21 protein-coding genes are annotated in these 20,561 nt (G+C 40.0%); 9 read left to right on the top strand and 12 right to left on the bottom strand.

Annotated elements, in window-relative coordinates; genetic code table 11:
• Positions 1-172: 172 nt before the first annotated feature.
• Both IMO47_RS01100 and IMO47_RS01095 read right to left on the bottom strand, forming a co-directional pair.
• Complete coding sequence (locus IMO47_RS01100) at positions 173-367, bottom strand: hypothetical protein (RefSeq protein ID WP_004718119.1); 195 nt, start codon at positions 365-367, stop codon at positions 173-175.
• 378 nt (positions 368-745) lie between these two features.
• Positions 746-1,780 carry an OmpA family protein gene (locus tag IMO47_RS01095; protein ID WP_196076607.1) on the bottom strand — a complete coding sequence of 345 codons (1,035 nt, stop codon included), beginning with the start codon at positions 1,778-1,780 and terminating at the stop codon, positions 746-748.
• A gap of 326 nt (positions 1,781-2,106) precedes the next feature.
• Between IMO47_RS01095 and IMO47_RS01090 the strand changes: the two genes are divergently transcribed.
• Positions 2,107-2,295 (top strand): hypothetical protein, encoded by a 189-nt coding sequence (locus IMO47_RS01090; protein ID WP_196076606.1) that lies wholly within the window; start codon positions 2,107-2,109, stop codon positions 2,293-2,295.
• A 22-nt stretch (positions 2,296-2,317) separates the two neighbouring features.
• Here IMO47_RS01090 and ptsP read toward each other — a convergent pair whose 3' ends face one another.
• On the bottom strand, positions 2,318-4,612 hold the full coding sequence (gene ptsP / locus IMO47_RS01085; protein ID WP_196076605.1) for a phosphoenolpyruvate--protein phosphotransferase: 2,295 nt from the start codon (positions 4,610-4,612) through the stop codon (positions 2,318-2,320).
• Between the two features lie 81 nt (positions 4,613-4,693).
• A complete protein-coding gene (locus IMO47_RS01080) occupies positions 4,694-5,194 on the bottom strand; it encodes an RNA pyrophosphohydrolase (RefSeq protein ID WP_196076604.1) in 501 nt (166 codons plus the stop codon).
• Between the two features lie 184 nt (positions 5,195-5,378).
• On the opposite strand from IMO47_RS01080, the gene IMO47_RS01075 reads away from it, so the two are divergent.
• Both IMO47_RS01075 and IMO47_RS01070 read left to right on the top strand, forming a co-directional pair.
• On the top strand, positions 5,379-6,029 hold the full coding sequence (locus IMO47_RS01075; RefSeq protein ID WP_196076603.1) for an HAD family hydrolase: 651 nt from the start codon (positions 5,379-5,381) through the stop codon (positions 6,027-6,029).
• A 368-nt stretch (positions 6,030-6,397) separates the two neighbouring features.
• On the top strand, positions 6,398-6,640 hold the full coding sequence (locus IMO47_RS01070) for a DUF2789 family protein (protein WP_196076602.1): 243 nt from the start codon (positions 6,398-6,400) through the stop codon (positions 6,638-6,640).
• A 64-nt stretch (positions 6,641-6,704) separates the two neighbouring features.
• Here IMO47_RS01070 and IMO47_RS01065 read toward each other — a convergent pair whose 3' ends face one another.
• Complete coding sequence (locus IMO47_RS01065; RefSeq protein WP_196076601.1) at positions 6,705-7,562, bottom strand: LysR family transcriptional regulator; 858 nt, start codon at positions 7,560-7,562, stop codon at positions 6,705-6,707.
• 208 nt (positions 7,563-7,770) lie between these two features.
• Between IMO47_RS01065 and IMO47_RS01060 the strand changes: the two genes are divergently transcribed.
• Positions 7,771-8,643 carry a hypothetical protein gene (locus IMO47_RS01060; RefSeq protein ID WP_196076600.1) on the top strand — a complete coding sequence of 291 codons (873 nt, stop codon included), beginning with the start codon at positions 7,771-7,773 and terminating at the stop codon, positions 8,641-8,643.
• Positions 8,644-8,667: 24 nt separating this feature from the next.
• On the opposite strand, the gene IMO47_RS01055 is transcribed toward IMO47_RS01060, so the two are convergent.
• Positions 8,668-8,910, bottom strand: a complete 243-nt coding sequence (locus IMO47_RS01055; protein ID WP_196076599.1) for a DUF2061 domain-containing protein — start codon at positions 8,908-8,910, stop codon at positions 8,668-8,670.
• Between the two features lie 532 nt (positions 8,911-9,442).
• Between IMO47_RS01055 and leuC the strand changes: the two genes are divergently transcribed.
• From leuC to leuB, 4 genes are all read left to right on the top strand, one after another.
• Entirely contained in the window at positions 9,443-10,876 is a 1,434-nt protein-coding gene (gene leuC / locus IMO47_RS01050; RefSeq protein WP_196076598.1) for a 3-isopropylmalate dehydratase large subunit, read from the top strand.
• 20 nt (positions 10,877-10,896) lie between these two features.
• Positions 10,897-11,547 carry a 3-isopropylmalate dehydratase small subunit gene (gene leuD / locus IMO47_RS01045; RefSeq protein ID WP_196076597.1) on the top strand — a complete coding sequence of 217 codons (651 nt, stop codon included), beginning with the start codon at positions 10,897-10,899 and terminating at the stop codon, positions 11,545-11,547.
• Positions 11,548-11,652: 105 nt separating this feature from the next.
• Entirely contained in the window at positions 11,653-12,222 is a 570-nt protein-coding gene (locus tag IMO47_RS01040) for a hypothetical protein (RefSeq protein WP_196076596.1), read from the top strand.
• A gap of 41 nt (positions 12,223-12,263) precedes the next feature.
• Positions 12,264-13,343 (top strand): 3-isopropylmalate dehydrogenase, encoded by a 1,080-nt coding sequence (gene leuB / locus IMO47_RS01035; protein WP_196076595.1) that lies wholly within the window; start codon positions 12,264-12,266, stop codon positions 13,341-13,343.
• Between the two features lie 72 nt (positions 13,344-13,415).
• Here leuB and IMO47_RS01030 read toward each other — a convergent pair whose 3' ends face one another.
• Entirely contained in the window at positions 13,416-13,823 is a 408-nt protein-coding gene (locus IMO47_RS01030; protein ID WP_196076594.1) for a hypothetical protein, read from the bottom strand.
• Positions 13,824-14,201: 378 nt separating this feature from the next.
• A complete protein-coding gene (gene infA, locus IMO47_RS01025; RefSeq protein ID WP_004718087.1) occupies positions 14,202-14,423 on the bottom strand; it encodes a translation initiation factor IF-1 in 222 nt (73 codons plus the stop codon).
• A 228-nt stretch (positions 14,424-14,651) separates the two neighbouring features.
• Here infA and IMO47_RS01020 point away from each other — a divergent pair, with 228 nt between their 5' ends.
• Positions 14,652-15,662 (top strand): AraC family transcriptional regulator, encoded by a 1,011-nt coding sequence (locus tag IMO47_RS01020; protein ID WP_196076593.1) that lies wholly within the window; start codon positions 14,652-14,654, stop codon positions 15,660-15,662.
• A 93-nt stretch (positions 15,663-15,755) separates the two neighbouring features.
• Here the strand turns inward: IMO47_RS01020 and truA are convergent, their stop codons facing one another.
• The 4 genes from truA to IMO47_RS01000 all read right to left on the bottom strand — a co-directional run bounded on the left by truA (position 15,756) and on the right by IMO47_RS01000 (position 20,443).
• A complete protein-coding gene (truA, locus tag IMO47_RS01015) occupies positions 15,756-16,553 on the bottom strand; it encodes a tRNA pseudouridine(38-40) synthase TruA (protein ID WP_196076592.1) in 798 nt (265 codons plus the stop codon).
• A gap of 8 nt (positions 16,554-16,561) precedes the next feature.
• The gene (locus IMO47_RS01010) at positions 16,562-17,536 is read right to left on the bottom strand and encodes an asparaginase domain-containing protein (RefSeq protein WP_196076591.1); all 975 of its coding nucleotides are present in this window, start codon (positions 17,534-17,536) and stop codon (positions 16,562-16,564) included.
• Between the two features lie 90 nt (positions 17,537-17,626).
• On the bottom strand, positions 17,627-18,934 hold the full coding sequence (locus tag IMO47_RS01005) for a hypothetical protein (protein WP_196076590.1): 1,308 nt from the start codon (positions 18,932-18,934) through the stop codon (positions 17,627-17,629).
• 48 nt (positions 18,935-18,982) lie between these two features.
• Positions 18,983-20,443, bottom strand: a complete 1,461-nt coding sequence (locus tag IMO47_RS01000) for a hypothetical protein (RefSeq protein WP_196076589.1) — start codon at positions 20,441-20,443, stop codon at positions 18,983-18,985.
• Positions 20,444-20,561: the final 118 nt, after the last annotated feature.

Below are 20,561 nucleotides of genomic sequence, written 5' to 3'. Positions count from 1 at the left end.
CCTTTCTTTTAGGCGACTTTCATTAAAGCTCAAGCATGAAATGAATCATTGAAATTACTTCTGTTTTTTCAGCTTTTTCTTGAGCTTTTTCAATTTACCTTCGTGTTTAGAGATTTTTTCCAAACGTGCTTTGATTTTCTGCTTTAAAGATTTAACTTGCTTAGACATCATGTTACTCCTTCGTTTGAGTATCCGTTGGCTGATGTTTTTTGATAAAACTACGGATAAATTTTCTTAACTCACGTGCTGCGCTGGTATCCATTGTTTCACAGAGCTGTAAAAACTGATCGCGTTCAGCACTGTTTATGCGAATTAAGAGTTGACCATCTTTTTTATTCACCTTTGTCTTTTTGGGTAATTCAGCCATGACGTATTCATCCCCAAAGGCGATAATCAAAAATGTATATACAAAGTATATGCTTTTCAGGAATTAAGCAAATTTATATTGTTGAAAATATTTAATATTTTGTTTTTTATTGAAAGTTGTTGTAATTGAAATTTTATTTCAGTAAGTAAGTCACTGTTATCGCAGTTGATATCTTTAAATTCAAAATGATGTGTAAAAGCGCAAATCAACAGTGGATTACAAATGGATGGACATAAAGTTCCAGCAGGTTATTTAACCCGTGATTTGGTGAGTTTAGACAGCGCCTTGCTGAGTGTATGGTATATGCAAGGAATAGATTTTAGACCAAACCCATTGATCTAAAATGGGGTTGGTGAATGGAGGGAATTCAACATTTCATCAAGACGGTGAATGAGATTTAATCAGCTCAACTCGGCGATTTAAAGCTTTACCGTTTTCTGTTGAGTTTTCTGCAACCGGTTGAGTATCACCAAAACCTTTTGCAGTTAATCGATTTTGTTGAATCCCAGTATTAGCGGTGAGTGCTTTAACAACAGCATTTGCGCGTTGTTCCGACAGGATTTGATTGTGTTTGGCATCACCTGAACCATCGGTATGACCGTGAATACTTAATTTGAGTTCAGGATTATTTTTTAACAGTTGAATCACTTGTGCTATCTGAGGCTGCGATTGAGGCAGAATATTGGCTTGATCCGTGGCAAAGTTGACCTCGATATTGACCTTACTGTCTTTATCTAAAGCTGTCTTTAATTGATCTGAATTTAATACTTTTGCTGTAATTTCAACAGGTTTTGTTTCAGCCACCAATAAACCGGCATTTCCATTTCCTGTTTGAGTAAGTTGAAACCAGATATTCTTATTCGCTTGGCGGACGACGAAAGTCTGTGTTGGATTGTTGAAAATATCACCTAAGCCAGCAACATAATCCACTTGGAATTTTTGTGGAAGCTTGTCCAATTCTTGTTGAGGAATTTTACTCACTGTAATTTGCTTGCCCCCCAATTGTTGAATTACATTTTCCAGATTACGTTGTAATTCTAAAAAGCTGCCTTCTTTGTAATCCTCATTTTGTTGAATGGCCGCGCTATACAATTTCCCTTCAATGTTTTCAATGTGCTGACCGGTCCAAAACGGTATTCTTTCAAAATTTACCGTGGTTGCATCATGAAACTGATAACCATTTGGCAAAGAAATATATGGAAACTGCCCAAGTGTAATATTTGAAATTGGAATCTGTGAAAGATCAAAAGTATTCTCAATCGATTCGGTTTTTACTGTTTCAGGAGTGACAGAACTTGCACTTGATGCGGCTGTTATGACTTCAGCTTTCTCAGGTTTACTACATCCGATTAAGCCCAATGTTGGAAACACCAACAACAGTAGAAAGCTTGATAATTTTTTCTGCTTGAGCACATTATTCTCCATTTTAACTTATGAGCCGATATTGTATTGAGTATGTTTATATTCAAATTTATCTGCATACTATAGAGAACAGAGCTCAAGAGTTGTACGTGATTTTTAATTTGATTTGTAAAACTTTAATTAAGCTCAAGATATCTGTTGAAGATTAAAATCATGTTTCAGCTCAATCCAAAACATGACTTTGATAGGATCTATAAAAGCAACAGCTATAAAAATAGTGACAAAGTTGATTAATTTAAATACTTGTATTCTGCATAAAAAAGCGTAATATCACACTCCCACTGATGATGTGGTGAACCATAAAATAGGTAAATAAAATGGCAAAGAAGAAACTCATGCCAGAGGTTGTGATTCACAACTTTGTGGCAAAACACATGCATGAAGTCAACAAGAGCCAAGTGTTTGTAGATCGTAAAAAAAATGCAAAACGTGGTTATGAAAAACACAAAAAGGGTCGATATTCTGATGATTATCGACTTTTTTTATGGACTGTGATTTTTGCCTAAACTCAAGAAAATAGAATAAAAACTAAATATTCACTAAACGATTAGATTTTACCATGTCAGCTAAGCCATGATGTTTAAAGTAATACTCCATCCAACTTTTCACCATCAAGGGATTATTCATCGCCACGACTTCTTCGAGTAGCTTTTGCGCATCACTCATTGAAACGTGACAAATCGCTTTACGCACACGCAAGATATTGCTTGAACTCATTGATAACGTATTGAAGCCCATTGCCATCAGTAGAATTGCAGACAATGGATCTCCGGCCATTTCTCCACAGATACTGATCGGCTTTTCGTATTTATGGCACTCTTGAACCAAGCGTGTTAAAGCACGCAGGATAGAAGGGTGGAAATGAGAGTAAACACTTGATACACGTGGGTTATTCCGGTCAACTGCAAGCAAGTACTGGATCAAATCGTTTGAACCCACCGAGAAGAAATCCACCAATTCAGCAAATTCACCAATTTGTAGAAGTACACTTGGCACTTCAACCATGATGCCAATTTTAGGCTTGGTAATCTTAACCTGTTCTTCTTCTTGAACTGCTATCCAGTCACGCTCAAGTAAATAGAGGGCTTCTTCAACTTCACTGACACTGGTGACCATCGGCAGTAAAATATGAAGATTATTCAAGCCAATGCTGGCTTTAAGCATGGCACGAATTTGCGAAGAAAAAATTTCAGGGTGGTCAAGGGTAAAGCGAATGCCTCGCCAACCCAGAGCTGAGTTTTCTTCTTCAATTTGGAAGTAAGGTAAGTCTTTGTCAGCGCCAATATCCAGCGTACGCATCACTACGGGCTTATTGGCAAAGTGACTCAACTGCTGACGATAAATGGCACGTTGTTCTTCTTCGCCAGGAAAGCGCTCGCGTAACATAAACGGAATTTCAGAACGATAGAGCCCGACCCCTTTGGCACCACGTTGAACACCACGAACCACGTCAATCATCAAACCAGTATTGACATAAAGCTTTACAGCCACACCATCAGGCGTTATGGCATCTTTGGTTTCGTATTGCTTTAAATCTTTGGCAATTTGTTCTTCTTCTTTTTGAATCTCTTTGTATCGTGTACGTAAACGGCGTGGCGGATTAACAAAAACACGTCCTTGATATGCATCCACAATCATTTCAACATCATCAAGCGTATTTACAGGTAATTCAGTTACACCCACTACTGTTGGGATACCGAGTGCACGTGCGACAATCACCATATGTGAGTTGGCTGCACCTTCGGAGGTAACGATTGCTGCAATCTTATCGACAGGAAGCTCAACCAATGCTGCCGTGCTGATCTCATCTCCAATCAGAATACTTTCAGAGGTGATTTCCTTATGACTGGTATCACCTTCTTGTAAGGCAGCTAAAATTCGACGCCCAAGATCTTTAAGATCGGAAACACGTTCACGTAAATAATCATCTTCCATTTGGGCAAATAGCGCGACATGACGGTCAATCACATGCTTTACTGCTCCTTGTGCCCAACTTCCATCGCGAATAATCTCTTTGATTTCTGCAGGCAAAGCATTCTCATCCAGCATGCGTAAAAACACACTAAACAATGCCCGTTCTTCAGCCATCAATGAGTCTTGCATTTTGTCATCAAGAGATTGAATTTCTTCACGTACAGAAGCAATTGCATGATCTAAAAGCTTGAGTTCTTCACTGATGTCATCGGCATCACGATCTGGAACAGCGGCAAGGTCCGCAGGAGGATAGAGAATAATGGCACGACCCAGTGCAATTCCACCTGCACCCGATGACCCTTGGAAAGTTTTATAATTAGATGAGTTGCTCGGCTTACGGAATACATCAATATTCCCAACAGCATGAGCATGGGCAATAACACCTGACAGCTGTGCACACAAAGTCACTAAAAAAGATTCCGCCGCCTCGCTAAAGTCTTGAGGTTCAGTATTCTGAACCACCATGACACCCATCACTTTACGGCGATACATGACGGGTACACCCAGGAACGAATTATAAATTTCTTCCCCAGTTTCAGGGAAGTAGGCAAACCGCTCGTGTTTGAATGCATTGTCCAAATTGACAATTTCTTCACGTTGACCGACTAAGCCAACAAGACCTTCCCCTAATTGCAGGGAAACATTGCCCACAGACTCTTGGTTTAAGCCTTTGGTCGCCATGAGTACATAGCGTTGATTTCGTTCATCTAACAGATAAATGGAACAAACATCTACATGCATTGCTTCAGAAACTTGATTGACCATGATTTCTAAAGACTCATGCAAACTGACCGATGCATTGATCTCTTGTACAATGCGTCTTAAAGTGTCCAGTTGCATGTTCGACATAGATCTATGCTCCTAATCTAAGCTATGGTTTAAAGCGTTTTCATCAGTATTATTTATAACAGCACTACTTTGAAAAATCATTCACATTTTTGAAGAAATTTCAGGGGTGTAGTGTGGCATTTGCATACATAACTCCATCATCGCCTTTCGATAAACATCACGTTTAAAATTCACCACTTGACCAAGCGGATACCAATAACTGACCCATTGCCATTGATCAAATTCTGGCGGATCAGAGAGATTCAACTGAATATGTTTCGTTGAAGCTGTGAGTTTGAGTAAAAACCATTTCTGCTTTTGTCCAATACAAATCGGATCGGAGTCCGAACGAATGTATCGAAGTGGCAAACGATAATGCAACCAGTCGTCTGTCTGGGCAATTATTTGGACGTGCTCGGGTAAGAGCCCAACTTCTTCACGTAGTTCTCTAAAAAGAGCTTGCTCAGGAGTCTCTCCAAATTGGATACCTCCTTGAGGAAATTGCCATGCATTGTGCCCAATGCGCTTTGCCCATAAAACTTGTCCAATATCATTTGCCAAAATGATCCCGACGTTGGGTCGGAAACCTTCTGAGTCGATCATTTGGCTACCTAAAATTTGTTAATTTCATCTGACTTTATATATGGGGACTGACACTCTTTTGTCCAACTCGATAAAGTCAAAGTAATAATGTTGTAAAATTGCTATGATCTTAACGAATTTCTATCGACTAGCGGTGATAGATTTACAATTTTTTTCTTAAATTTCAGTTTAAACGAGTATTTTCATGAAATTGGCGCTGTTTGACTTAGATCACACCTTATTAAATACAGATTCGGACCATTCTTGGGGAGAGTTTTTGGTCAATGAAGGCTTGGTTGATCCTGTTCACCATCGTGCGATGAATGATCAGTTTTATGAAGATTATAAAGCAGGACAACTTGATCCGATTGCCTACAATGAATTTGTTTTTGAGTTTTTAACTCAACATGACAATGACTATTTAACTGAATTACATCAGTTGTTTATGAAAAAAGTCATTCGTGCCCAGATGCGTCCGAAAGGTTTTGCTACGATTCAAAAGCACAAAGATTTAGGACATGCCTTAGTGGGGATTACCGCTACTTCTGATTTTATCACTGCACCTATTTTTCGTGAATTTGGAATTACTGAAATTATTGCCACCAATGCAGAAATTAAAGATGGACAATATACGGGTAAAGTAACCAATGTCCCATGTTATCAAAAAGGCAAATTGGTACGTCTGGACCAATGGCTTGAGGGACGTAATGTGACTGAATCTTGGGCATATTCAGACTCGATCAATGATCGCTTTTTGCTGGAGTACGCAGATCATGCGATTGCCGTAAATCCGGATGATCGTCTGGAAGCCTTAGCCAAACAACAAGGCTGGGACATTCAGGATTGGTCGATCTAATCGGGTTTGTCGGTCGATAACAGCACTTCGGTGCTGTTTTTTTATGACTCTCTAAAACTTTGATATAAACCATCCCGCAGAATGTTCTGTCCTTCAAAACCACCGCAGCAATAAAAATCCAGTATGGTTCAGGATAAAAAGACACCTTTATTTATGGATAGAGATACATGTGTATGCTGGAGTGATTCAATCCGTGTTTTAGCTTAAATTTTGCTCATGTCAATGAGTTGAAAATGCTGAATTGGATGTTAAATTTGATCTGTTCATTAATTGTAAATATTTTTACAAATGAATATTTTGTACTTCATTTTCAGTGTAAAAATGCTATGTTGATCTGAGAATTTTTCAAAACTGATGGAGATTATATAATGAGCCAGACACGTCCAAGAATGACCAATTTATTTGAACAACTTGGCTTAGATTCTAGCGAAGAAGCAATTCAAGATTTTATTGAAAATCATCAGTTAGATGCAGACACATTTTTGACTAAAGCTGACTTCTGGACTGAGGCACAACGCCAGTTTTTAGATGAAAAATTGAGTTCTGATGGGGAGTGGGCGACTATTGTTGATCAGTTAAATGAGTCTTTACATGAAGATTCAGTCAAATAAGACTAAGGACATTCTCAGCTTCTTCAAGCGCTCATTACTCATATAATGAGCGCTTTATTTTTGCTTATTTCATCATTTCAATTAATTCCTGAACGGCTCTGGATTGAGTACGAGCAGGATGCCAAACCATTCCCAACTGACGGTTCATCTCGAAATGAAGGTCTAACTGTTGCAAGTCTTGATTGAGCAGGGTCTTTGGCAAAACAGACCAACCTAAACCGATTGAAACCAGCATTCGAATAGACTCTAAAGGGTTATTGCTCATGGTGATTTTAGGTTTTAAGCCTTTCTTTTCAAATTCAGCTAGGGTGATCTGGCTGGTATAGGTCTGTGCGGCAGGCAATAAACTTGGGTATTCAATTAAATCTTGAAGTTTAAGATTTCTTTTTTGTGCCAACGGATGAAAAGGAGCCACAACGAAAACCAAAGGATCATTCCAGATGGTGATATAACTTAAACGTTCATCCCCCTGCGGTGGAAGGGTTAAAAAAGCAAGTTCCAAGTCACCTGCCAACACTTGTTCATGCGCTTGTTCAGAATCGACAAAATGTACGTCCAGTTTAACTTCTGGAAAGTGCTGTACATATTTCTTTAAATGCTGTGGTAAATGATGTAAACCAATGTGGTGACTGGTTCCAATTTTGAGTTTTCCTCGTACTTCACCTTGTTCATGACTGAGAGTATGGTGAATATCGCCCAATTCATTCAACCAGTTTTTTACCTTGGGCAATAGCGAATGTGCGGCATGAGTTGCTTGAACACCACGTCCTGCAGATTCAAATAATTTGACGCCGAAATATTCTTCTAAACTATGTATTCGTTTGGTCACGGCAGGCTGGGTAATAAACAGATGTTCTGCTGCCATCGAAATAGAACCAGTTTCCATAACTTTGACAAAAGCTTCAAAAGCAGCGAGATTCATAATATTTCCATCCATAAAGAATTTTTATGTTTAATTCATTATTGAGAAATTTTAAGAATTAATCAAAGTAATTTTCACTTTTTTTCAATTTGGGTGATTTGTGTCTTCACTTGCTTACCATGATAAAACTTTCATACAGGTTTAAGCTGTACACAGCTGAGTCGACTGATTTATAGTGTGGGAATAAAAATAACCAAGGAAATATTATTTGAATCCATCTCCTCGAATCACCCTTGACGACTTTCAACAACGCACTCGTGACACATTGCCAATATCTTGGATAAGATTTCTTGTCATTATGCTGATTCTCGGAGCAATCAGTTTATTATTTTTATACTTCTTCCAGATTTATTTTCTGGTCATTCTTGTGGGAATGATCGGTATATTCTGGTCGAGAGCGCGTTTGAGAAGACTGCGAAAAGTCCGGACATGGAATAACTTTAAAATTCCTGCCGAAGTCTGGCGGGTATTTGGACAGCGACATCCCAATATTTCGACATCATCCTATCCTTATATTGAAGAGGGTTTTAAAGATTATTTAGCAATTCATCTTTTACGTAAAGATGCCTATGCCATGCCTTCTCATTCTGTAGATGCCCTATGGCATATATTGATTGAGGAGTTTGATGCATTTTATCAAACAATGTGTATGAACTTTTTAGGGTATGAGTTGATTCATCAACCCCATGATCCCTTACCGACCGAAAAACAAAGAGCAGCACAGAAGCAGCAATTGCTCAATACATGGCAAAGTACGTGCCATTTACATGGTTTAAATCCAGAAAAAACGCAAATTTTACCGAGATTATTTCAGATAGACGGACATATTCGTTGGGAAAAAGGGCTGATTTTCAGTTTGCCTTTTATGATTGGAATGTATAGCCAAATGATGAGCTCAACATCAGATGCTTCTTCTACGGCAACCACATCGTCTTGCTCATCCTCAACCTCGTCATGTTCTTCAAGTTCCTGCTCTGGTTCGAGTTCTTCACATGATTCTGGGCATTCACATGGTAGTGGTTCGGATTCTTCATCTTCCTGTAGTAGTTGTAGTAGCTGTGGAGGAGGTGGTGGTGACTAGGACCTCTTGCCACAGTCAATTTATCTAGACTTTAACTTCTGCTCTTTGAGCAACTTTTTGATCTCTTTTATTCCAGACCTTTTCATGGAAAAAGAATGCAAAGGCTTGAACCGTAGGTTCGAGTAAACTTAATGTCACAGCCATCCAAAAGTTACCTGTCACCACATAAGCCACCAGCATTGCAACAGTGATATGCATAATGTAGTAGCTTAATGTTTTCTTGAAAACGCGTTGATTGTTTTGTAAGAAGTTTTGGATATTTGCCATCAGATTCACCACTTATTGATTCATTATTTAAATAATAATCATTATCAATTGTAATGTAAAAAGGTTTTTTTGACTCAAGCTGATTGGATTTATAAATAAACATAAAGAATAATTGAAAAGAATTTACCAACAACCTAGATTAATCTGTAACAGAGCGGTGATTACTTTTATCATTGCTTTCAAATGCTCTGAAAAAATTGAAAGCTGAGTTACTGTAGCATTGATGATCAAGCAGATTGATTTTATGAGAGATTCAGGGGCTGACGAGCAATAAATTTTTAACTTCATTGCGGTTATCTAAAATGAATCTTGAATTTTGGCCAGGCTCTTCATTTCAAGATATGATTTTTTGAACCGTATGAATAGAGCATGATTTCAAGTCATTTATCTGGCAAAAAAATGGTATGGAAATGGCTGCAAAGGATTCCAAAAAGTTTTTAAACTGATAAAAATGATAAATTAGATTTATGTAAAAACGTGGTTATAATCGACATTAATGAAAGAATTACCCAGTCCAGTGGAGCACATCGACATGGCAGGCGAAAACCAAAAAGCAAAAACCTTATATGATAAATTATGGGATGACCATCTAGTAAAACAACGAGATGATGGCTCTGCATTGCTTTATATCGATCGTCATTTATTACATGAAGTAACCTCTCCTCAAGCATTTGAAGGTTTACAGCTTGCTGGCCGTAAACCTTGGCGTTTAAGCGCCAATGTTGCAACACCTGACCATAATGTACCGACTTCAACCAAAGAGCGTTCGGAAGGAATTGCTGGAATTGAAGATGATACGTCACGTATCCAAGTGCAGACTTTGGATGATAATTGCAAAACCTTCAATGTGGTGCAATTTGACATCAATGATGTTCGCCAAGGGATTGCGCATGTGGTTGGACCGGAACAAGGTTTAACTTTACCAGGAATGACAGTGGTATGCGGCGACTCGCATACGGCTACACATGGCGCATTTGGCTGCTTGGCACATGGAATCGGGACTTCGGAGGTTGAGCATGTTTTGGCAACCCAGTGCTTAGTGCAAAAGAAAATGAAAAATATGCTGGTCCGTGTCGATGGTACATTGGGTCAAGGCGTGACACCGAAAGATGTGGTTTTGGCCATTATCGGTAAGATCGGGACTGCTGGTGGTACAGGTCATGCCATCGAATTTGGTGGTCAAGTCTTCCGCGATATGTCGATTGAAGGTCGTATGACTGTTTGCAATATGGCAATCGAAGGTGGTGCGCGTGTCGGTATGGTTGCCGTTGATGAGAAAACCATTGCGTACGTAAAAGATCGACCTTATGCACCACAAGGTGAGCAATGGGATGCAGCGGTAGCGTATTGGAATACTTTGCATTCTGATGATGATGCACACTTTGATACGGTTGTCGTTTTAAATGGTGCAGAAATTGAGCCACAAGTATCTTGGGGAACTTCGCCTGAAATGGTGATTCCTGTTTCTCAAGCGGTTCCAACGTTAGAACAGGCCAAAGATGACGTGCAACGCAATGACTGGACTCGTGCTTATCAATATATGGGTTTAAATGCAGGTCAGGCATTGGCAGATATTCAATTGGATCGTGTCTTCATTGGTTCATGCACCAACTCTCGTATAGAAGATATCCGTGCCGCCGCTGCTGTAGCCAAAGGTAAAAAAGTGGCTTCAAGTATCAAGCAAGCGATGGTGGTGCCGGGTTCTGGTTTGGTGAAACAGCAAGCAGAAGCTGAAGGTTTAGATAAAATCTTGATCGAGGCCGGATTTGAATGGCGTGAACCGGGTTGCTCTATGTGTTTGGCAATGAATGCGGATAAATTACAGCCTGGTGAACACTGTGCATCGACTTCAAACCGTAACTTTGAAGGTCGTCAGGGGAATGGGGGGCGCACTCATCTTGTGAGTCCGGCAATGGCAGCAGCTGCGGCGATTGCAGGGCACTTTGTCGATGTTCGTTCATTCTAAGCTGGGTTAAGGAGCAAATTATGAAAACTTATACCGTTGAACAAGGTATTGTTGCACCATTAGACCGTGCCAATGTAGATACAGATTTAATTATTCCAAAACAGTTTTTAAAATCGATTAAACGTACGGGTTTCGGTGACAATTTATTTGATGAATTGCGTTATTTGGATGAGGGTTATCCGGGGCAGGATAATTCTAAGCGTCCTAAGAATCCGGATTTTGTTTTAAACCAGCCACGTTATCAAGGTGCATCCGTTTTAATTTCTCGCGCAAACTTTGGTTGTGGTTCAAGTCGCGAGCATGCGCCTTGGGCGTTAGAAGAGTTTGGTTTTCGTACCGTGATCGCACCAAGTTATGCAGATATCTTTTTCAACAACAGTTTTAAAAATGGCATGTTGCCGGTCATTTTGTCTGAAGAGATTGTTGATCAATTATTTAAAGAGTGTGCTGCTACTGATGGTTATCAGCTCACGATAGATTTGGAAGCACAGGAAGTACGCACACCAAGTGGTGAAGCATTCAAATTTGAAGTAGACCCATTTCGTAAGCATTGCTTATTGAATGGTTTGGATGATATCGGCTTGACTTTACAGGCAGCAGATGAAATTCGTGCCTATGAAGAAAAAACTAAACAATCGCGACCTTGGGTATTTGCTGAAATTCAAGCCTGATTTTCGGTGAACATTTTACACGTAGCGTGAATCCCCAACTCTTGATAACATGCAGTGCATAACAAAATGAATGTTGGCTCGGGAATGCAAGGTTGGGGTTGAGCGATGACTAAGTTTTTAGGTCGTGGTGTTTTAATCAGTTTGACAGGTTTAATCCTGAGTGCATGCCAATCAGCACAAATGGTTGATTTGGTCCGTATTAAACAAGCTGAAAAAAATCAGATGAGCCAAAATACAGTTTCAGTTTATTGCTCAGGCGCAGAGCATTGTGAATTTGCGCGATTAAATGATTTGATTATCATGCAGGAAAATACACAGCGTGTGAATCGTAAAGCCATTGATAAGGGTTATCTAAGATTAACAGGTAAGCCTTTGGATCAAATTGGTGTGTATTTAACGATTCCACCGCAGCAATATGAAATGGTGGTTAGATTCTATCCGATTACCAAAGACCATGCTGAAGTTTTCCATGTGATTCATGATTTTAAAGCAAATCAAAAATATACATTTAAAATGTATCGCCAAAGATCACAGGGTACAGGAAGCTTATTGAATGTTTCCTCACCCACGCCGCTTTGTGTCGACATGCTTCAAGAAACTCGAACAATTCGCCGTTTCTGTCGTCCTCATAATGCAGTGACAGGTGTAAGCGAATTTGTTGAACAAAAAATTTAATCTCAAATCAGTAGAGATACTGAATATAAATGGAACTGCAAATGTCTAAACAAATTTTGATTTTGGCAGGTGATGGTATCGGTCCAGAGATCGTTGCCGCTGCTGAAAAAGTACTTACGCGTGTCAATGAAAAATTTAATTTAGGTTTAACATGGGAACATGGTTTATTGGGCGGTGCTGCAATTGATGCACATGGCGAACCTTATCCAGCAGTGACAGCAGACCAAGCAAAAAAAGCAGATGCAATTTTACTCGGTGCAGTGGGTGGTCCAAAATGGGACACGATTGAACGCTCAATCCGCCCTGAACGTGGGTTATTGAAAATCCGTAGTGAATTAAACCTATTTGCAAACTTACGTCCTGCAATTCTCTATCCACAGTTGGCGGATGCTTCAAGCCTTAAGCCTGAAATTGTAGCTGGCCTGGATATTTTAATTGTTCGTGAACTCACAGGGGGCATCTATTTTGGTCAGCCACGGGGTATTCGTGAGCTTGAAAATGGTGAGAAGCAGGGGTTTAACACCGACGTCTATGCAGAGTCAGAAATCAAGCGTATTGCTAAAGTTGCTTTTGAAATGGCGAATTTACGGGGGGGTAAAGTCTGCTCGGTGGATAAAGCCAATGTTCTTGAAGTCACTGAGCTTTGGAAACAAACGGTTACAGCATTAAAAGAAGCGGAATATCCGAATATCAATCTTTCGCATATGTATGTAGACAATGCAGCTATGCAATTGGTACGTGCACCAAAGCAATTTGACGTGATTGTCACAGGCAATTTGTTTGGTGATATTCTTTCAGATGAAGCTGCGATGCTCACAGGTTCGATTGGTATGCTTCCATCTGCATCTCTGGATGAAAACGGCAAGGGAATGTATGAGCCGTGCCATGGTTCTGCACCTGATATTGCAGGACAAAACGTAGCCAATCCGTTGGCAACAATCCTTTCTGTTGCCATGATGCTTCGCTATACCTTCCGTGAAGAAACAGCTGCAAAAGCAATTGAAGATGCTGTAGGACAAGTTTTAGATCAAGGCTTGCGCACTGGCGACATTATGTCTGAAGGAATGACCAAAGTTGGAACAACCGAGATGGGTTCAGCGGTAGTCACTGCAATAGGTTAATTGTTTGTTCTCAATGTTCTTCCAAAACACAGCCTAGGCTGTGTTTTTTATACGTAAAATTGCCCAGTAAAATTAACATGCACGCCCCGTATATTGAACAGATTCGGCAATAGCATTGTTTAATTTAAAGGTGACTCTGCAATTAAAGTTGATGTCATAACTGGGTGTACCTGCCGTGTCATAGCGAATGACAGGCATTCCCATCGCATTTGAACCCACAGTTGCATTGCTTCCTGTCATAGGGATATTGATAGGACGAAGGATGGTATACGTTAATGTGTCAGTGGTGGTTTGGATGTGATCACTGACTTGATAACCTAAAGCTTTAAAGTTTAGCTCGGCTTGTATTTCACTGCTTGATTTACCAATAAACTGCTGTAAATATTGATCTAAATTTTCAGGTCGGGTGTCGACACTCTGACAGCCTGCAATGCTGAAAGTAATCGACACACACGCATAGACGTATAAATATTTTTTCATCAGCTTCACCCAATCAAGTGAGAGTTTGATTTGAAAGACTCAATGCAATGAGTTTAATCAATATATGGATCAGTGTCTGTAGACAGATTGCGAAATCGGATTTACTCCCAAAAACTTAAATTTGTAATCGTATCCAGTAAAAAAGCCGAAAATATTGAAAACAGAGCAATAAAAATTACACGAGCGCAAAAATACGTGCCTTGTACAGGATTATAAGTAGATTAAATTTGAGGTATGTTGGTCGCGATGTATATTCAGGAACAGATTTTAGCGTCAACGACGCAATAACTAGACAATAACAATGTATCGTAAGCCAGATGATATATTTTATAGATATTGAAAAAGCCACCTCATAGTGGCTTTTGCTTACACTAAAACTTAGCGTGCACGATAAGTAATACGACCCTTAGTTAAGTCATAAGGTGTCATTTCTACTTTTACATTATCGCCAGTTAAAATACGAATATAGTGTTTACGCATTTTACCAGAAATGTGAGCAATCACTTCGTGACCGTTTTCTAAACGTACACGGAACATAGTATTAGGAAGCGTTTCGGTGACAACGCCTTCGAACTCGATAAGTTCCTCTTTATTGGCCATAGCCTACCTGATGATCAAATTGGAAAGGCGCAAATTATAGGCAATTTTTTATAGAAAAACAAGATTATTCGGTATGGGAAGGTGGCAGATGACTTGAAAATAAGCGAACATCTTGTTAAACAATTTCTACAAAAAATAGCGGATAAATATTGTCAGTTCGGTCAATCGACGGTAATCTAAATCAAAGGTTTTAAGTATAAATGAATAACATACAAGGAAGGGCACTGCGTGAGCCAGCTAACTGATGCTTCGGTTGTTTTACGATTAGGCTATCAAGCGATCCGTCGTGCAGGATTGCCGACAGAAGAAATATTATCAAAGGCAGGTGTGGCATTGGGTCAGGTTGATCAAAATGCACGAACACCATTAAATGCACAATTTGCGTTTTGGGTGGCTGCTGAGGAAGTCAGTAACGATCCAGATATTGGTTTACATCTCGGAGAACATTTACCCCTTTACCGTGGACAGGTGATTGAACATTTATTCATTTCAAGTGAAAACTTTGGTGAAGGACTCAAACGGGCACTCGCATATCAACGTCTGATCAGTGATGCTTTCCATGCGAAGCTGGTGGTTGATGATAATGGACGATGTTATTTAACCAATGGTGAACAGCCTTGGGGCGAAAATATTGTCAATCGTCATTTTTCTGAGTGCGCCATTTCGGGCATTTTACGCTTCTTTAAATTCATTACTGAAGGACGTTTTGAACCGATCTATATCGATTTCAACTTTTCTCAAGGTGCCTCTGATGGAGAGTACTATCGTGTTTATGGCTGTCCTGTGAGTTTAGGGCAGAAAGAAACGCGTTTGTATTTTGACCCTGCCATTTTAGACTATCCATTGTGGCAAGCTGAACCCGAACTTTTACAGTTACATGAGCAGTTAGCGATTGAAAAGCTTCAAGAACTGGCGCGTTATGATTTGGTCGGTGAGGTTCGCCGGGCAATTGGTTCAACTTTGGAGAGCGGTGAAACAACTTTAGAAACAGTGGCTGCTCAATTGAGTATCACTCCTCGTCGTTTGCGTACCCAGCTGTCGGAAGCCAATACCAGTTTTCAGCAAATTCTTTCAGATTACCGCTGTCGTTTGGCCAAAAAACTCTTGGCCAATACCAATGAAAGTGTTGAACGTATTGTATATCTCACAGGTTTTTCTGAGCCAAGTACTTTCTACCGAGCGTTTAAACGTTGGACCAATGAAACACCTGTTGAATATAGAAAGCGTAAACAACGTTAAAGAATGGCTTTCAATGACTGAAAGGCTTGGTATTGTTTAATATTCAAAAAAATCCTTCACTAGAGAAGGATTTTTTATGCCTAAACGAAAAGATTATTCAGGCATATTTAACCAATGAGGTCCTAGAGGGGGGCGGGGCAATTCAAACTGTTCAGGATAATCTGCATGAATGAAATATAAACCATCAGGAGGGGCGGTAATTCCAGCTGCTTTACGGTCCTGTGCTGCAAAAATCTGGTCAATGTGATCAATTTCATACATGCCCTGACCAATTTCAAGCAGGCAGCCCATAATATTGCGGACCATGTGATGCAAGAAGCCATCAGCCTGAATATCCAGAACCAGATAATTGCCATGGCGAATTAAACGACAGTGCTTGACATGGCGTACAGGCTGATTGGACTGACATGCTGCAGCACGGAAACTTTCGAAATTATGCGTTCCTTCAAATTTTGCAGCCGCTGCAATCATTTTATCCACATCAAGTGGGTAATAAGCGTGGGTTACTTGTTTATGCAATAAGGCGGGGCGATTTGCCGACTGATATACAACATAGCGATAACGGCGTGCTTGAGCTTTAAAACGCGCATGGAAATCCATATCCATTTCTTTAATCCATTGGATGGAAATATCCTTGGGTAATTGGCTATTAGATCCCATTAACCAGCCACGCATGGGACGAATTGCATTGGTATCAAAATGAGCAACCATATTGGTGGCATGAACACCTGCGTCGGTACGTCCGGCACCATGTAAGATAATCGGTTCGTCAGCGATGGTGCTCAGTACTTTTTCCATTGTCTCCTGAATACTACGTACGCCAGGCTGTTGAGTTTGCCAACCTTTATATCGAATGCCACAAAACTCAATACCAATTGCAAAGCGTTGCATAAATACCTCTATTCAGGATGATCATACCAATGGTTATGCCATTGTTGCGAAGTCGGGTATTGTAAATAAATTTTCAGAATTTTGGCATAAAGATCTGCTTGACTGAGCGCATCACTGACTAAAATTTTTGAGTCCTGAATCCATTGGCTAATTGCATAGCGTTGATCCATGCCGCCTAGAGGAACTTGAGTGGATAAAATAATTTGGCAACCTTTGGTCTGTAAGTTTTTAAAACTTTGAATAATGCCTGTATCAACAGCCAAATTTCCAACCCCATAAGCTTGGATAATTAAAAAGTGCGGTGGATGTTGAGCGAGGGTGTTGAGATTATTTTTAAACTGTAATAATTCAGTCGGCACCATCATCCAATTTACAATATTCAATAATCCGGCTTTTTCAATATGTGATGGTTGGATTTGAAGAATAGACGAGTCCTGATGAATAGGCTCTTCTGCTTTTAAGCCTCTGAATGCATCCAAAGCAGTACTATGGGTTTTTAGCGCAGTCTGGGCATGAATCACTTGATGGAAGAATGCAAGATAAACACCTACAGGTAATTTGGTGACGGCATCAAGTGCTGTATTTAAATTATCAATTGCATCGGTAAACTCACGTGTGTCATTGCCTTGAAGATTGAGTAAGGGGTATTGGCTCCCTGTAATAATGACATGACATGATTGAGCTAGAAAACGAGATAAAGTCGCCGCAGCATAGCTGAGGGTATCGGTCCCATGAATCACAACAAAATGCTCGAAACTTTGTCGTTGCAAGCTTTGAATTTGTTGAACCAGCATTAACCAATCAAGAGCAGTACATGCACTACTGTCTTTAATACTGGCTGCTTTAAAGCATTCAATTTTCAGTTGAGGCGGGAGAATCCGTTTGAGCTGTGGAATGAATTCATGTTCAGACATGGGAGCTAACGGCTCGCCAATGCATCCAAAAGTTCCACCCATGTAAATTAAAGCAATTTTTTTGTTCATAATAAAAAGCAGCCATGAATGACTGCTTTATCTTAAATCGCTGAACGATGTCTGACAATTCGTATTATCAAATTAAAACAGACCATAACTTCATGAAGCAATTTGGCTCAGTAAATTCTGCGATTGTTGGCGTTGCTCAGCCGTATATACAGACTCATCCTGCGACAGTAATGCACGTGCTGAAGCATAAGCACCGAGTTGGATATATTGTTGGGCTAGATCCAAATTGAGTTGAATTTCATTAACTTGGGCAAGTTCTGGAAATGAAGCTAATAGAGGATCAGTTGTTTCAACAGGCGTAACTGCTTCAACTTGATCCGGGACTTCTAAATTCAGTTGGGAAGCAAATGATTCAGGTTCAGACGTTTGTGATTCTGCTTCTAGATCAAAATGGAAAGCAGGCTGTGTCTCAACAGACGTTTCAGCTTCTGTTGGTGTCAATTTAAATTCAAATGCCTGAGGCGCTTCAGTCTGTTCCTTTTCAGGCGTTGCAACCGGTTCAGCAAAATCCAGTTTAAATTCAGGTGCAATTTCAACTTCGACTGGTTTTTCAACAGGCGCAACAGTGGGCTCATTAGCTGTAAAGCTAAATTCCAAAGGTGTTATTGTTTCTTTTGCAGTCTCAGTTGTTGGTTCAACTGTTTCGAAAGAAAACTCTACCGTAGGCTGTGCCTGTGGAGTTGAATCTAAATTAAATTCCAGTGGTTGTACTGGCGGCTTTTCTTCTGATTTTTCTTGAGCGACTGACGCATTGAATTCAAGTGTCTCAACATCATCGCGAATAGGCGTTTCTGAGTTTGCAGCAGCTGGTGTTGCTGGAGTTGTTTCTATATTGCCAATCAAGGCATCAAATGCAGCAGTATTTTTGACTTCTGGAACCACAGGATCTGGTGTGGGTGGAACAAAAGCAATCGACTCAATCGGACTTTCAGTCTGAGTTGCTTTTTTCTTTTCTTCAGCCTGGGCAACAATATCGTCAAGACCCAAGGAGCGAATATGGTTAATCAATTGATTCACTGCAAATTCGTCTTTTTGTGCTAAATGCACATCCAGAAGATAGAGATATAACTCATGCTGCGCATTATCTTGATTGAGTGCTTGATTGATTTTAGCTTCAGCCGAAAAATAGTTTTTTGCAGCAATCAGTTTTTCGATACTATTTTTTAGTTCAGGACTTAATGGTTTTGTTGCTTGCTGCACCACCACTTCATTTTCAACAACAGCCGTACGTTGTTTTTGTGAGGTACGTGCAGTACGTGCTACATTCTTTTTTGACGATTTTTTATTATTGGTCTTTTTGCTCGCCGTATTGGTATTTTCTTTGTTGGCATCTTCTCGTTTCTTTAAAACGATGGCAACCACCAACAGTAAAACAAATGGAATCACATACAACAACATTTTATTTCCCCTTCATTGAGCACAATGAATCAATTTCCTTAATATATCCTAACTATTTGGCTTCTTTACATTTTGCTGTTGTAATTGCTGTTGCAATTGAGCAAGCCGAGCATTTAATAATTGAATTCGCTGATTCTTTTCTTGTAAAGCCGATGCAAGTTGGGTCACATTCTTCTGTAATTTAACTGTTTTTTCACGAGATGTCATAACTTTTGTGGATAATTCAGCAGTAGTCTGATTCACCTGTGTATTTTGTTTTGCAGAACCTTGCGCAGAAGACTGTTCATTATCTGCTACTAAACTCATCTCCGCCTGATCTAAACGGTATTTGGCAGAACCAGACTGCTTTTTGGCAATCTGAGGCGCCACAGGTGGAACTTTAGATTGAATTTGCGGAACTTGTTGATAGCTTGCAGCTAAATTCAGTGCAACACCTCGACGGATACGATTGATGTCACCTTGAATAAAGGCATCTGCATTATTCTCTTTGATTTGACGCATCACTTCCGGAACACTCTGGTGGGTTTCTGCTGCGATACGAGATGCAATCTTCCAAAGTGATTCGTTGGCTCGCACAACATGTCTTGGCGCTTTGTCTAAATTCTTATTGGCTGTCGGTTTATTTTGTTTGAGTGCTTTTTGAGTGTCCGTTTTAGGCTTGACCGCATTGGCTTTTTCAGATTTATGTTCAGCAGGTGCTTTTTTGGGTTCCGCTTTTGGTGTTTGGAACTGGGCTGTTTGAGTCTGTTGGGGTGGTTTTTCAGGCTGTCCAATAGGCTTGGATGGAATCACGACTTGTGGATTTGCAACAGCAGTAGCGTGAGTTTCATCTTTATTGATCGCTACAGGTGGGGTGTTTGGCGAAATTTCACTATGGTTCACCGCAGTTTTTTGTTCAATCTTCAATGCAGGAGGTGCAATAACACTGATTGCCAATGCTTGTTGGTTATCCGGTGCTATATTGGATTTTTTGCTTGTTGGCGGCGTTACTGTCTGTGGTGTGGAGACTTGATATTGAGTGCTGGTTGGCAAATTCAATGCGATGTCTTTTTCACTCACAATAATTTGAGGATTAAGCGGTTTTTCTTTGGTATTGGCATTCACCATCGGTGCGGGAATGTTGTTGCGTCCACGTGTTAAAGGTGTTCTTACTTGCTGGATATGTGTAGCACTGCCTTCTTTAACCTTAAGTAAGATATTCAGTTCAGATTCAATGATGGGACGAGAAGAAGTAATGACGATAACCCCAGTCCCGTCGCCAGAACGACGCGTATAAAAGTTTAAATGTCCGGGCGCCTGTGTGGTCATTCCAATATGTTGGATGTCGTCTGCATCTGCCAGACCCACTTCTATTTTTTCATTGGGATTGGCATTGCTGAATTTCATTTCTGCGTACAGAAGATCCCCAGACCCCGATTGAACTTGAATCGGATCTATCGTAATCGCACTGATTGTTTGCGACGTCATGATGGCTAAAATGGCAATTTTTAATTTGTTATATACAGTCATCTCTATCCATTGCTCTGACAAAGTTCAAGGCATCTCAATGATACAATATTTCGCTGTAGTCTATATGTAAATTATTAACATTAGAGTTACACAAATATAGTTACATAAAAAAGCCGAT

This window comes from Acinetobacter sp. Res13-Abat-PEC15-P4-01 (genome assembly GCF_015676285.1).
Lineage (GTDB): Bacteria > Pseudomonadota > Gammaproteobacteria > Pseudomonadales > Moraxellaceae > Acinetobacter > Acinetobacter nematophilus.
This window is presented reverse-complemented; position numbering and strand designations above follow the sequence as displayed.

Coding starts and splice junctions, on each gene's coding strand:
- IMO47_RS01000 (WP_196076589.1), bottom strand. CDS start 20,443: ATGACTGTATATAACAAATTAAAAATTGCCATTTTAGCCATCATGACG.
- IMO47_RS01070 (WP_196076602.1), top strand. CDS start 6,398: ATGAGCCAGACACGTCCAAGAATGACCAATTTATTTGAACAACTTGGC.
- IMO47_RS01080 (WP_196076604.1), bottom strand. CDS start 5,194: ATGATCGACTCAGAAGGTTTCCGACCCAACGTCGGGATCATTTTGGCA.
- leuB (WP_196076595.1), top strand. CDS start 12,264: ATGTCTAAACAAATTTTGATTTTGGCAGGTGATGGTATCGGTCCAGAG.
- IMO47_RS01065 (WP_196076601.1), bottom strand. CDS start 7,562: ATGAATCTCGCTGCTTTTGAAGCTTTTGTCAAAGTTATGGAAACTGGT.
- IMO47_RS01100 (WP_004718119.1), bottom strand. CDS start 367: ATGGCTGAATTACCCAAAAAGACAAAGGTGAATAAAAAAGATGGTCAA.
- IMO47_RS01055 (WP_196076599.1), bottom strand. CDS start 8,910: ATGGCAAATATCCAAAACTTCTTACAAAACAATCAACGCGTTTTCAAG.
- IMO47_RS01090 (WP_196076606.1), top strand. CDS start 2,107: ATGGCAAAGAAGAAACTCATGCCAGAGGTTGTGATTCACAACTTTGTG.
- infA (WP_004718087.1), bottom strand. CDS start 14,423: ATGGCCAATAAAGAGGAACTTATCGAGTTCGAAGGCGTTGTCACCGAA.
- IMO47_RS01030 (WP_196076594.1), bottom strand. CDS start 13,823: ATGAAAAAATATTTATACGTCTATGCGTGTGTGTCGATTACTTTCAGC.
- IMO47_RS01005 (WP_196076590.1), bottom strand. CDS start 18,934: ATGTTGTTGTATGTGATTCCATTTGTTTTACTGTTGGTGGTTGCCATC.
- IMO47_RS01040 (WP_196076596.1), top strand. CDS start 11,653: ATGACTAAGTTTTTAGGTCGTGGTGTTTTAATCAGTTTGACAGGTTTA.
- ptsP (WP_196076605.1), bottom strand. CDS start 4,612: ATGTCGAACATGCAACTGGACACTTTAAGACGCATTGTACAAGAGATC.
- IMO47_RS01010 (WP_196076591.1), bottom strand. CDS start 17,536: ATGAACAAAAAAATTGCTTTAATTTACATGGGTGGAACTTTTGGATGC.
- leuD (WP_196076597.1), top strand. CDS start 10,897: ATGAAAACTTATACCGTTGAACAAGGTATTGTTGCACCATTAGACCGT.
- leuC (WP_196076598.1), top strand. CDS start 9,443: ATGGCAGGCGAAAACCAAAAAGCAAAAACCTTATATGATAAATTATGG.
- IMO47_RS01075 (WP_196076603.1), top strand. CDS start 5,379: ATGAAATTGGCGCTGTTTGACTTAGATCACACCTTATTAAATACAGAT.
- truA (WP_196076592.1), bottom strand. CDS start 16,553: ATGCAACGCTTTGCAATTGGTATTGAGTTTTGTGGCATTCGATATAAA.